The 13,005-nt window shown below is 40.6% G+C and carries 13 protein-coding genes; 5 read left to right on the top strand and 8 right to left on the bottom strand.

Features of this window, described 5'->3' with window-relative positions; genetic code table 11:
• Positions 1-320: 320 nt before the first annotated feature.
• The gene (locus A5886_RS00755) at positions 321-1,304 is read left to right on the top strand and encodes an L-lactate dehydrogenase (protein WP_086273205.1); all 984 of its coding nucleotides are present in this window, start codon (positions 321-323) and stop codon (positions 1,302-1,304) included.
• A 216-nt stretch (positions 1,305-1,520) separates the two neighbouring features.
• On the top strand, positions 1,521-2,918 hold the full coding sequence (locus tag A5886_RS00750) for a L,D-transpeptidase family protein (protein ID WP_086273204.1): 1,398 nt from the start codon (positions 1,521-1,523) through the stop codon (positions 2,916-2,918).
• A gap of 523 nt (positions 2,919-3,441) precedes the next feature.
• On the opposite strand, the gene A5886_RS00745 is transcribed toward A5886_RS00750, so the two are convergent.
• From A5886_RS00745 to A5886_RS00730, 4 genes are all read right to left on the bottom strand, one after another.
• Positions 3,442-3,720 (bottom strand): hypothetical protein, encoded by a 279-nt coding sequence (locus A5886_RS00745; RefSeq protein ID WP_143353746.1) that lies wholly within the window; start codon positions 3,718-3,720, stop codon positions 3,442-3,444.
• A gap of 76 nt (positions 3,721-3,796) precedes the next feature.
• Complete coding sequence (gene lepB / locus A5886_RS00740) at positions 3,797-4,249, bottom strand: signal peptidase I (RefSeq protein ID WP_086273202.1); 453 nt, start codon at positions 4,247-4,249, stop codon at positions 3,797-3,799.
• Between the two features lie 98 nt (positions 4,250-4,347).
• Positions 4,348-5,064 (bottom strand): YoaK family protein, encoded by a 717-nt coding sequence (locus tag A5886_RS00735; protein WP_086273201.1) that lies wholly within the window; start codon positions 5,062-5,064, stop codon positions 4,348-4,350.
• Positions 5,065-5,118: 54 nt separating this feature from the next.
• A complete protein-coding gene (locus A5886_RS00730) occupies positions 5,119-5,625 on the bottom strand; it encodes a VanZ family protein (protein WP_086273200.1) in 507 nt (168 codons plus the stop codon).
• A gap of 113 nt (positions 5,626-5,738) precedes the next feature.
• On the opposite strand from A5886_RS00730, the gene A5886_RS00725 reads away from it, so the two are divergent.
• Complete coding sequence (locus tag A5886_RS00725) at positions 5,739-7,544, top strand: M3 family oligoendopeptidase (RefSeq protein WP_086273199.1); 1,806 nt, start codon at positions 5,739-5,741, stop codon at positions 7,542-7,544.
• Between the two features lie 37 nt (positions 7,545-7,581).
• On the opposite strand, the gene A5886_RS00720 is transcribed toward A5886_RS00725, so the two are convergent.
• The 3 genes from A5886_RS00720 to gmuD all read right to left on the bottom strand — a co-directional run bounded on the left by A5886_RS00720 (position 7,582) and on the right by gmuD (position 10,543).
• Complete coding sequence (locus A5886_RS00720; protein ID WP_086273198.1) at positions 7,582-8,049, bottom strand: TspO/MBR family protein; 468 nt, start codon at positions 8,047-8,049, stop codon at positions 7,582-7,584.
• A 64-nt stretch (positions 8,050-8,113) separates the two neighbouring features.
• A complete protein-coding gene (locus tag A5886_RS00715; protein ID WP_086273197.1) occupies positions 8,114-8,941 on the bottom strand; it encodes a glycosyltransferase family 8 protein in 828 nt (275 codons plus the stop codon).
• A 210-nt stretch (positions 8,942-9,151) separates the two neighbouring features.
• Positions 9,152-10,543, bottom strand: a complete 1,392-nt coding sequence (gmuD, locus tag A5886_RS00710) for a 6-phospho-beta-glucosidase GmuD (protein WP_086275949.1) — start codon at positions 10,541-10,543, stop codon at positions 9,152-9,154.
• Between the two features lie 153 nt (positions 10,544-10,696).
• Between gmuD and celB the strand changes: the two genes are divergently transcribed.
• Together celB and A5886_RS00700 are read left to right on the top strand one after the other, a co-directional pair.
• Positions 10,697-11,971, top strand: a complete 1,275-nt coding sequence (celB, locus tag A5886_RS00705; RefSeq protein WP_086273196.1) for a PTS cellobiose transporter subunit IIC — start codon at positions 10,697-10,699, stop codon at positions 11,969-11,971.
• A gap of 134 nt (positions 11,972-12,105) precedes the next feature.
• Complete coding sequence (locus A5886_RS00700; protein WP_086273195.1) at positions 12,106-12,822, top strand: GntR family transcriptional regulator; 717 nt, start codon at positions 12,106-12,108, stop codon at positions 12,820-12,822.
• Between the two features lie 48 nt (positions 12,823-12,870).
• On the opposite strand, the gene A5886_RS15990 is transcribed toward A5886_RS00700, so the two are convergent.
• Positions 12,871-13,002, bottom strand: a complete 132-nt coding sequence (locus A5886_RS15990) for a hypothetical protein (protein WP_256926115.1) — start codon at positions 13,000-13,002, stop codon at positions 12,871-12,873.
• Between the last annotated feature and the right edge of the window lie 3 nt (positions 13,003-13,005).

Below are 13,005 nucleotides of genomic sequence, written 5' to 3'. Positions count from 1 at the left end.
AGTTTATTTAGTTCATTTTATAATTTTTTTGCGACAAACACAAAATACTGGGCATACAATGATGCCCAGCTGTCTTAACGACTTCATTATAACACGAAATTGACTGTTATGGTTACGCTCTCTTGCTCACTTTTTATCTTTCTTAACAAATCTTAATGAAAGCTTGATATAGCTAGATTTTGACCTAATAACAAAGAAAGCATTTACAACTGAGACAGTAATATTTTGTGTAACATTGTTGTGCAAATCACATGACAAATGTTGTTGGAAGTGTTAGGATATTAGCGTGTAAAACAATAAGTGGAAGGAATGATACACAGATGACTGCAAAAACAAACAAAAAAGATCACCAGAAGGTAATTCTTGTTGGAGACGGTGCGGTTGGTTCTAGTTACGCATTTGCGTTAGTGACACAAAACATTGCGCAAGAAGTCGGAATCATTGATATAAATACAGCAAAAACAGAAGGCGACGCAATTGACTTGTCACACGCTTTGGCATTTACTTCCCCTAAAAAAATCTATGCGGCTTCCTATGCTGATGCCCACGACGCAGATTTAGTCGTTATCACAGCTGGTGCACCTCAAAAACCAGGTGAAACGCGTTTAGATTTAGTTCATAAAAATTTAAAAATCAATCGTGAAGTTGTTACGCAAATCGTTGACTCAGGTTTCAATGGTATTTTCTTAGTTGCCGCAAACCCAGTAGATATCTTGACCTATTCAACTTGGAAATTCTCAGGTTTCCCTAAAGAACGTGTCATCGGTTCTGGTACTTCACTAGACTCAGCTCGTTTCCGTCAAGCATTGGCTGAACTAGTTGATGTAGATGCGCGTAATGTCCATGCCTATATCTTGGGTGAACACGGCGACTCAGAATTCCCAGTTTGGTCACATGCCAACGTAGCTGGTTTGCAAATTTATGAATGGGTCAAAAATAACCCTGACATCGATGAAGAAGCCATGGTCAATTTGTTCTTTAGTGTCCGTGACGCAGCATACACGATCATTGAGAAAAAAGGTGCAACATTCTACGGTATCGCTGTTGCGTTAGCACGTATCACTCGTGCCATCCTAGATGATGAAAATGCAGTCTTGCCATTGTCTGTTTATATGAACGGCGAATATGGCTTGAAAGATATTTATATTGGTGCACCTGCCGTTATCAATGCCCAAGGGATTCAAAAAGTCATCGAAATTCCATTGACTGATGCTGAAAAAGATCGGATGGCTGCTTCTGCAAAACAATTGCAAGATATTCTTGATGAAGCATTTGCGAAGCTAGACGCAGAAGAAAAAGCATAAATCATTTCATAGATGATGTTGAAAAAACACGGGAGATGCTGCGCACCTCTCGTGTTTTTCACTATCTCACTGTCCAAACTACTTACTTTAAGATAGTTTAAGAATTCTCTATTTTTCAAGAAACTTTCATTAGTGTAGTTCGTTTTCAATCTGGAATATGGTATCATTTAAACGTTCTTATTATTTATTATGCCATTGAAAAAAAGGAGTAATCGAATGACGCGTTCGAACAAACATAGCAATACAAACAGCAAAACGAAGAAGATCATTCTGATCGTCTTCGCAGCCTTACTCGTAGTGATTGCTGGTGGTTATACCTACCGAAGTACATATTATGCAGATCGATTCTTACCCAATACCAAAATAGACGGAATTGATATCAGTGATAAAACCATCGCAGAAGCCAATACACTTTTGCATGACCGGTATTCTCAAGAAGATTTTACGATCAAAGACGGCGATAGCGAATGGAAAACTGTTAATCTGGCTCAATTTGGTTTGCAAACAGACTTTACAGATGAATTGCAATCATTGAAAAATGATCAAAATCAATGGAGCTGGGGTATCGCTTACGTATCTGCAGCTGAAGAAACCGACTTAGACAACGTGTCAGTTGACCAAGATACCTTGACTGCTGAAACAGAAAAAATTCAGACTGAATTAGAAACCTTGAATGAAGACCGTACCAAGTCAGCAGATGCAACCTTAGAAAAAGGCGAAGACGGTTTTTCTATCAAACCAGAAGTTGTCGGCGATGCCATTGATGTTAATCAGGCCATTGCGGATTTGCAAGAAGCCATTGTTGCCGGTGAAAAAGAATTAGACTTAACAGCTTACGAAACCAAGCCAACTGTCACTTCAGATGATGCAGATTTGACCAAAGAAATGGATGCTTTGAATAAGATTGCCAAGGTTACAGCAACCTACTCCATCAATGGATCAACCTTCCAGATCCCAACGGATACCATCATGGATTGGTTGTCGTATAAAGATGGCGAAACAACGGTCGATGAAGACAAAGTACGTGCGTATGTCAGCGACCTTGGCGGCAAATACAATACCAGCACCAACTCTTCCACATTTAACAGCACCAAACAAGGTGAAGTCAGTGTTCCCGCTGGCACGCTGAGTTGGACGATCCAAACGGACACAGAAACGGCGGCCTTGATCGATGCATTGAAAACAGGCGAAGATTTCACTCGTTCCCCTGTGGTCCAAGGAAGCGCGGATGCAAGTTCTCCCTTATTCGGAGATACCTACATTGAAGTCGATTTAAAAAATCAACATATGTGGTATTACAAAGACGGTGAAGTCGTCTTAGAAACAGATATCATTTCTGGGAAGCCAAAGACGCCTACCCCAACTGGTGTCTTCTATGTCTGGAAAAAAGAAGAAGATGCAACATTGACCGGGGAAGACTATGCCTCTCCTGTTGACTATTGGATGCCGATCGATTGGTCAGGCGTTGGGATCCACGATTCCGACTGGCAAACTGAATACGGCGGCGATCTATGGAAGACCCGCGGCTCTCACGGATGTGTCAATACACCACCAGGCGTAATGAAAGAACTTTACAGCAAAGTAGAAGTTGGTACGCCTGTTATCGTGATTTAAAGAAAAATATAATTCAATATAAAAACTATCAGTAACTGTATAGTGATACCAAAAAATTAGACTTTTATGGAGTGGGAGAAATCCACTCCATTTTTTGTACGGTAAAACTAACTATTTGACTGAATTTTGAGGAATTCCAGAAAATTGAATAAAATTCAGCATGTTCAGTTTCTGTTTGATAAAACTCCATCGTATTTAACGTGAATGGACAGAATAGTTCTGATTTTGACACCTTCTCAATGAATCTTTTACTTCAAGATAATCTTTAACGACTTTCAGTGTAAACTTAAAACTATATTTGCCATAAAAATAGCGACTTCCAAAAGTTAGATTTTGGTCTAACGTTTGGAAGTCACTTTACAGACAGCATTTGTCCCGTCGGATATTTTTTAGAATACTACTAATGATAAATTAACGCAAAAAATATTATATAGAATTCTCTAGGGAATAGTCACAATTTCACTATTTGGGGCTACAGGTGCCGTTGTCAACCTTCCGGCATAATTATAGTCACCACTTAATCCTAGCCACCCGTTCGACCTTGATACTGCAAGTATCCTCTCCATTGATACCCATTACGCCATTGTGTGTGCCAAACCTGAGATCCTTGATGTGACTTATAGTTAACAGAAAAATAATCAATCGTCATTCGAGCTTGAATTTCTTCATATAGATTTTCTTCTATACTTACATCATTCGAAATATCATTACTAGCTATTGTTTCAGCATTGATATTTAATCCTCCATAAAACAATCCTCCTAAAGTTAAAATACTAAACGTCATCAATGTGAATTTCTTCAATAAAAACACTTACTTTGCTTATTTTCGACAAAATTGTCAACTAAATAATACCACAGCAGGTAAGCGTTTGCAATAATCAGAAAACTTTAAAATCATATGTGAAAAATATTTTCCCGACAATCCTATCTTCCGAAATAACTCCAAATTCTCTACTGTCTATAGAATTCAAGCGATTATCTCCTAACACAAAGAAACTTTTTTGAGGAACTTCAAGTTCTATTGATTCTTTATCATTCAAAAAATCAGTATTTTCAGGATAAGTTATGAGATATTCTTCTTCTAATAATTTGTTATTAATCTTTATTTCATTATTCGTAAACACCAATTTATCTCCTGGTGTACCTATAATTCTTTTAACATATATCTTTTGATCGTATTCAAAAATTATGATATCCCCTCTACTAAGATTAGAACTAATTTTTAAAGCAAATGCTCGATTTCCAGAATTTAGAGTTGGCTGCATAGAACTTCCTTCAACTTTAACTGGTGTTATAAATAAAATTCTAAGGATGACAAAGATCAATAACATAATATTCTACTATATTTTCATGTATCAACTCCTTTCTTGGCTTTCTATTTGAAAAAAATTTTATCATATGAATCTAATTATATCTGAAACCCCAACTATTAAAACATTTTATCAAATTTTTTTGAATTTTGACTTGAAATCGTTATCGCTAAAACAGCAACCAAGATCACGGATACCAGCCAAATCGTATGATGAAACAGGATGGTTCCCAGTAAGCTGCTCAAGACCGCACCGACGAAAAAGCCACCGATGATCAAGGCGATCGAAATGATTTTTGGTGTCACTGTCGTGTCTTTTTTGAACAAACGCAGATACAGATAATCTGCAAGTGACCGCAGATTCCCCGTTGTCATCGTAGTGGCGTATGGCATACCAGCTAATTTGCGATAGGCCGCATACTGGATCGCGGCGAAAAAAGACAAGCCCGCATCTACCGTCACATTGGGTAAACGCTGAGCAAAACAGCCTAAGATGAATATCCCAATCGCTTCAAAGATCAAGGCCGCATTTTGCCAAACGATCCAGCCCCCCGTTGGAAAGTGATGTTGCAAATAATTGGTCACCACAATACCAAACAAGAATAGCGTGATTGGCGGCAAATAATGCATGGCTTGCGAAAAGTTGCCCGTCGATAAATTGATGCCCAATAAGATGACATTTCCTGATTGCATGCTGGCAAATACTTCCCCATGAAAGAGATAGGTATATGCATCTAAGAAGCCGCCTGCCATGGCCAAAAGGATACCCACTGGCAAACTTTCATGGACCACCACTGTGGCTGCCTGTTTTGTTGAATTGCTCATTTGTTTTTGCATAAATCGTCGCCTCTACTCTTTTTCACAGTTTGATCGTAATCACTAGTACCTATCTTACCGTTTACGTTTTTTTTGGCGCCATAGACACACGAGCCAACAAATCAAAACAGCTGTCAATGCACCGGCAGAATCTAACATCACGTCTTGAAATAAAGGTGTTCGTCCACCTGTCAACATTTGGTGGTACTCATCGATCCCTGCATAGCCGGTGGCCGCCAGCCATGCAAAGAATGCAGCCAACCAAAACGGCACCTTGCGATAGACCAAGACAAAAAACAGACTCCCGCTCAATAAAAAATAAGTGAAAAAATGAGCGCCTTTACGGATAAAAAATTCAACAAAAGAAAAATAACCTCTCGCATCAATACTGACTTCTGATCCAGCATATGAAAAAGAAATGCCTGACAACCACTCTTTAAAGGGTTCATCCTTTAGCAGGCGGGACAATAGACCTATCTGTGATTGCTGCTCATAGGTCTGAGAAGAACTAATGAATAGCACCGCAATCACGGCTAAGGCCACAAAAAAATAGAAGTTTGAATCTTTCAGTAACTTTTTCATTGTTTTCACTCCTCATTTTCTTATCTTACCATTTCCAATGATTGATGCAACCACTTTTCTTGAGTTATGCTATACTTGAATAGGTTTAACATATTAAAGGGGGTTTGATAGGGATGACCTATTCAATCAATTGGAATCTTGAAACGATTTTTCCAGGAGGCAGCCAATCCAAAGAACTTCAAGAACGGATGGCCCTTCTAACAGAACAAATCAACAACTATCGGACAGCTGTCGATGCATGGACACCCGGTGGTGCTGATACAGCAGCTGGTTTAGCCAACTTACTGGATGCATCAGCAACGATCAGCCAAGGCTTTTCTCAGTGCGGAAGTTTTATCAACGCGTTGCTGTCAGCCAATGTCAACGACAATCAAGCCAAGCTATTGTCTGGCGATTTGTATGCAAAATTACCAGCATTACAAGCTGCGCAAACTGTTTTTTCTAAGAAATTGACAGAAATTTCTGAGGATCATTGGCAAGCATTGCTGTCAGCGCCTGCTTTAGCACCAGTGGCCTTTCGCTTAAGTGAGATCCGGCGCGATGGCAAAGAATTACTGTCAGAAGCTGAAGAAACAATCATCAACACCCTTAGTCTTGATGGCGTGAATGCATGGAGTCAACACTATGATACGATTGTGGCAGGAATTGAGATTCCCTTTACGCAAAAAGATGGATCAACAATCACCTTGTCTGCTGGTCAAGCCTTCAACAAAATGATGGGCGATCCTGATGCTGAAGTCCGAGCCCAATTATTCGATACCTGGGAAAAAACCTGGGCAGCAAAAGAAGATCTATTCGCAGATACCTTAAATCATTTGGATGGGTTTCGACTATCGACATTCAAATTGCATGGTGTGACTGACTATTTGAAAGAACCTTTAGACTATAACCGTCTGCAAAAAGAAACGTTAGATGCTATGTGGGGGACGATCCAAAAAAATAAACAACCGATCGTCGACTTCTTGACCCGTAAAGCCAATCTTTTCGGCAAAGAAAAAATGGCTTGGCAAGACCAAGATGCACCGATCATCTTAGGTGATATGGAAGAAAGAACGTATTCTTTTGATGAAGCGGCTGATTTTATCTTGACCAATTTCCGCAAATTCAGTCCAAAAATGGCGGACTTCGCGCAAAAAGCCTTCGAGAACAGCTGGATCGAGGCTGAAGATCGGCCAGGAAAACGGCCTGGCGGTTACTGTACCAGCTTGCCTGAAACCAAAGAGTCGCGTATCTTTATGACTTATAGCAATTCCGTCAACGAAGTCGCGACGCTGGCCCATGAATTAGGTCATGCTTTCCACAGCAGCGTCTTATGGGAATTGCCAGAATTGAATCGCAATTATGCAATGAACGTGGCTGAAACTGCCAGCACATTTGCTGAATTGATCGTAGCGGATGCCACGCTGAAAGAAGCCACCACCAAAGAAGAAAAAATCAATTTGCTCGATGCCAAGATGCAAAATGCGATTGCGATGTTCATGAACATCCATGCCCGCTTTATCTTCGAAAACAGCTTCTATCAAGCCCGGCAAGAAGGGTTGGTGTCACCTGCTCAAATCACCGAGATGATGACAGCGGCCCAAAAAGAAAGTTATGCTGACGGACTATCCAGCTATCACCCTCACTTCTGGGCTGCAAAACTGCATTTCTTTATTGATGACGTGCCATTTTATAACTTCCCTTATACCTTTGGCTATTTGTTTAGTATGGGAATCTATGCTTTCGCCAATCAAAAAGGCGCTAGTTTCGAAGAAGAGTATATCGCGCTTTTACAAGACACTGCTTCAATGACTACAGAAGACTTGGCCCAAAAACACTTGGGTGTCGATTTGACGCAACCAGATTTTTGGCAAGCAGGTATTGATATGGTCTTGCAAGATATCAACAACTTCATGGAATTAACAGAAGAATATGTATAAAAAAAACGTTGCAGATCAGCCTGCAACGTTTTTTTTTTTAGGTATTCAGTAATGTTAAGCCGATCGTCAAATACCCCGCATATAAACACCAAATCAAATAAGGCACAAACAAATAGAGGGCTTTTTTGTCAACGCGGGCAAAGAGGACCATGCAGACAATCACGGACAAAATCAGCAAAATGATCACGACTGTTCCAGCCCAATATGCCTGCCAGCCAAAAAAGACGATACTCCACAAAAAATTCAATACTTGTTGGATACCAAAAAAGAGATAGGCTTGTTTCTTGAAGAGCGGATTGACTTTTGCGGTAATCAAGAAATACAACGCCGTCCCCATAAAGGCATATAAAATAGTCCAAACGATCCCAATAATACTACCAGGGGGTGCTAAAAATGGTTTATCCATCTGCCCATAGACACCTGCAATATCCCCTGCAAATAGACTAGAAATCATACCAGTTGCTTCGATGCCAATCACGCAGACGAGCCAGAGAATCACTTTCATCTTGTTCACTCCTTCCTTTTATTTAATGGTACCATTGAAGGGTGTAAAAGAGGGCTCTTCATGCTTACAATGCATTCTCAGCCTTGCGGCGGGCACGGTCGATATATTTGTATAACGCACCAAAACGTCCACGATACCCTTTTTGCCAAGGCTTTTCTTTGCCGCAGAAATGCAACAATGCAGTATGCTCAATCACCCAGTCCAACCGCCATTCACCGAAACTGATTGTTTCATAGGTCCGATTTTTGCGCACATCATAATTATAGATGTGATCTGGTACGGCAAGGATCCGGTCACCATATAAGCCGTTCAAAATATCTTGATCCGGTAAAAACAAATTCAACTGATTCTTTTTGATAAATGCTGCAATTTCCGCTTCTTTGACTTCGGTTCTTAATTGCTGCAAATTCATCAGCAAGACACCAGAATTGAAATAACCCTCCGATTCATAATTACCTAAGCGAACCTTGTTCAATACGTTGGTGACTTCTGTCAATTTGGCATGGCTGGCAGCTGCATAAAGCGCCTCGCCTAATGGCAATTCATAAAGGGGCGTCAAATCATTGATGCACAGAATATCTGCATCCAAATACAAAATCCGCTCTAATGACTTTGGCAAATAATTTTGGGCCAACAAACGATAATAGATGGATTCGGGATAACGATCACTAACGGGGGCCTCTTTGAAGATTGACCCCGAGCCAATGACCACTGGATGATACTGCATATCAAATTGTTTGCAGAAAAACTGCAATTCTTCCGTTTTGAGCAGTGCTTGCTCTTGTAAGACGTAAACATTGATTGCTCTTTTGGGGGTATGTTGTCTAATGGAATACAACGTCGTTTTTAATTGTTCACTAAATCGATCATCAATCGCAAAAAGCAAATGCATTGTTTGACCACTCCACTTCTAAAGACGAAATAACTGATCATAATCAGCCAAATTTCTTTTTCTGTTTCTATTTTTATTTTTAGTATACCCGATTCCTTCGATTTTGATAAAAGATACAAACAGCAAAAAAGATGACAGCAGCTACATCATGTAACGATTGGCCTTAGCAGCAACCTTACGGGTGTCTCTTATCTGTCATCTTCTATTTAATTAAAATCCATTCTGATCGGCGACTTCTTTAAACCAGTGACCCGATTTTTTGATTGTTCGCTTGGCATCATTTGCCAAGTCGACAGAGATAAAGCCGTAGCGGTTTTTATAGGCATTGGTCCATGACCAGTTGTCCATACACGTCCACATATGATACCCTACACAATTGGTGCCTTCTTGAATGGCTTGATGCACGTACTTCAAATGGTCGCTGACAAACGCAATCCGATAATCGTCTTCGATCACCCCTTGATCGTTGATAAAGCGCCCTTCTCCTTCAACACCCATGCCGTTTTCGGAAATATAGCATTTGATATTGCCATAATTTTCCCGCGTATTCGTCAAGATATCATAAATACCTTTTTCATAAATTTCCCATCCGCGATAGGGATTCATTTTTTTGCCCGGCATATCATAGGTGTCAAAATAGTCGTCCGGCATTGGCCCGTGGCTATGATCCATTGCTGATTCTTTGGCTTTGATTCGTCGTGGCTGATAGTAATTGATCCCTAATAAGTCAACTGTATTCTCTTTGATCGTTGTCAGATCTTCTGCTTGCATATCTGGGCACATATCTAATTCCTTGATGATCGTTACCAACTCTTCTGGAAACGTGCCTTTGACAGCAGGATCCAAGAAGGAACGGTTAAAGAAGGCATCCGCAATAGCAGCTGCTTTCACATCTTCAGGATTATTGGCATCCCGCGGATAGCTTGGCGTTAAGTTCAAAATGATGCCAATCTCCCCACCAAGATCCATTTGATGATAGGCAGCAATTGCTTGTGCACTGGCCAAATTTTCGTGGAAACCAACTTGAACAGCCTGTTTCATATTGATTTCATTTGGATAGTGGAATTGATACAAGTAGCCGCCTTCCACTGGCACGATTGGTTCATTATGGGTAAACCATTTTTTGACACGATCCCCAAATAAAGTAAAACAAGTTTTGGCAAATACTACATACGCATCGACAGTCTCGCGGTTCAACCAGCCGCCTTTTTCTTGTAATGCCATGGGCATATCGAAATGATACAAGTTCATGAATGGTTCGATGCCATTGGCGATCAATTCATCAATATAGTCATTATAAAAAGCAACGGCGCTTTGATTGACTTCCCCTGTGCCTTCTGGAATCAAACGACTCCATTGGATAGACGTACGAAATGAATTGTGCCCAGTCGCTTTCATCAATTGAATATCTTCTCGATAACGTTTGTACACCTGTGAGGTATCACTAGGTCCCACACCATCGAAAAATTTCCCTGGTTCTTCTTGATACCAATGGTCCCAAATACTAGGCCCTTTGCCATCCCCTTCATATGTGCCTTCTGTTTGTGGGCCACTAGCCGCTGACCCCCACCAAAAATCTTTTGGAAATTGATATTCCATGATCGTCACTCCTCATTTTTCTTTGTTAAGCTAAGCATAAAGGAAGCCTTTACAAAAATCAATCCTTTTTTCATAAAATGTATAGACATTTAAAATAAAACGTGATACATTGTCTATGTAATCGATTGCAACAAGACATTTTAAGGAGTGGTAGTAATGAATGGTTTTATGGATAAACTTTCTGAAAAGATTTTGCCGCTAGCCAATGCGTTAGGACAAAACCGCTATTTGACAGTATTAAGAGATGCATTTATGCTGTCTTTTCCGATCACCATGTTCGGATCGATCGTTGTAGTATTAAACAATCTACCTTTTTTCAGTGATGCAACAAAAGGAACATTAGGTACACTATTTGGTAATGGACAAAATGCAACAATGAGTATTATGACCGTCTTTGTCACCTTCGGTATTGGCTATTATTTATCGAAATCTTATGATGTTGAGGGCATCTTTGGCGGTGCTGTTTCATTTGCTAGTTTCTTGATTTTGACCCCTTTCTTTATGACAACTGAATCTGGTGAAACCATTTCTGGTGTCTTATCATTGGATCGCTTAGGTGCAAAAGGCATGTTTATCGGGATGCTGGCTGCTTTTCTTGCAGCGGAAATCTACTGCCGCATTACCAAACGCGGTTGGCAAATCAAGATGCCTGATGGTGTCCCACCTGCAGTGTCTAAATCATTTGCAGCGTTGATTCCAGCCATTATCACATTGACTGTTTTCTTAGTGATCAATGCAATCATGACGGGCGTGTTCAATGCCAACCTTCATGATGTTGTGTATGAAGTGATCCAAAAACCATTGACTGGTTTAGGCAGCAGCTTGCCTGCCACTTTATTGGCACTCTTCTTCGTTCAATTCTTATGGTTCTTTGGTCTTCATGGCCAAATCATCGTCAATTCTGTGATGGATCCGATTTGGAATACATTGATGTTAGATAACTTGGAAGCGTATCAAAATGGGGATGCTTTGCCTCATATCGTTACTAAACCATTTATGGAAACCTTCACTGTTGGACTAGGTGGATCAGGTATGACCTTGGCAGTAGTGATTTTGATGGCTTTTGTTCTAAAGAAAAAACAATACCGCGATGTAGGCCGTTTGGCGTTAGCACCTGGTATTTTCAATGTCAATGAGCCAGCGATCTTTGGTATGCCGATCGTATTGAATGCTACGATTCTGATTCCTTGGGTTGTCGCACCGTTAGTTGTGACAACACTGAACTACTTGGTAATGGCTGCTGGGTTGGTACCTGCACCAACTGGTGTTTCTGTCCCATGGACAGTTCCGGTTGTCTTTAGTGGCGTCCTTGCAACCAATTCATGGTTAGGTGGCTTACTGCAAGTGATTGATGTTGTCATCGTTGGTATGATCTGGTATCCATTCTTACGCGTATTGGATCGTCAAGTTGAGCCAAGTATTGAGCAATAGTCTCCCACGAAATTGATGATTTTTCTGATCAACTGTCGACTACTTTCACTTAGTCGGCAGTTTTTTATTTGTGGTAAAAAATCGACGATTGTCGAAACTACTTTTTTCAGCTATACTTCTCTCGAGGTGATTAGATGTCAAAATACCAAGAAATTGCTGCTGTTTTGCGAAACAGAATCAAAAATAAAACCTATCCGCCTGATAGTTTACTGCCCAATCAGATTGATTTAGTGGCAGAATTTGGTGTCAGCCGCATGACGATCAAAAAGGCGATTGGCATCTTAGCAATGGAAGGGCTTGTCTATGCACAGCGGGGATCTGGAACCAAAGTGCTGAATCATCCATTTGTCGATAAAGATACCACCACGCTGACGATCTATGAAGGATTGTCCAAAGAGATGGCCAAAGCTGGGAGAAAATTGACCAGTGACGTAATCGATTTTCAAGTAGCTTTTCCCAACAAAACAATTCAAGAAAAACTCATGTTGAAAGAAGAACAACCTATCTATTCGATTGTTCGGTTACGAATCCTCGAAGATCAACCATTTATTTTAGAGCACACCTATATGCCGGTGCATCTCGTACCGAATCTGAAGCGCAGCCATTTGGAAACATCCATCTATGACTATGTAAAAGGCGACTTAGGGGTGCAGTTTGCAGGCGCTTATCGGACGATTTCTGCTGATAAAAGTTCAGCTCTCGACCAAAAGTATCTGCACTGTCACGATGACGATCCTGTACTTGAGATCCAACAAATCATTTATCAAAAAGATGGTCAACCGATCGAGTTTTCCCGCAGCCGTAATCGCTATGATATGCGGGCCTATTCTTTCTTGGATATCCAAAACTAAAGAACGTTCTCGCCGCTGTATATAATCCGCGACGAAAACGTTCTTTCATTATACCCTTGATAGACGCGGAAATGTTAGCAAATCATCCACTGTCACAATGTCTGGTAGTTGGTATGCATTGGCTGGGAACGGTTCTTCCAGCAACTTGACAGCAGTGAAAGCCGCAACCTCTGCAGTCATCTT

Source organism: Candidatus Enterococcus testudinis (assembly GCF_002140915.1).
In the GTDB taxonomy this organism is placed as follows: Bacteria; Bacillota; Bacilli; order Lactobacillales; family Enterococcaceae; genus Enterococcus_D; species Enterococcus_D testudinis.
This window is presented reverse-complemented; position numbering and strand designations above follow the sequence as displayed.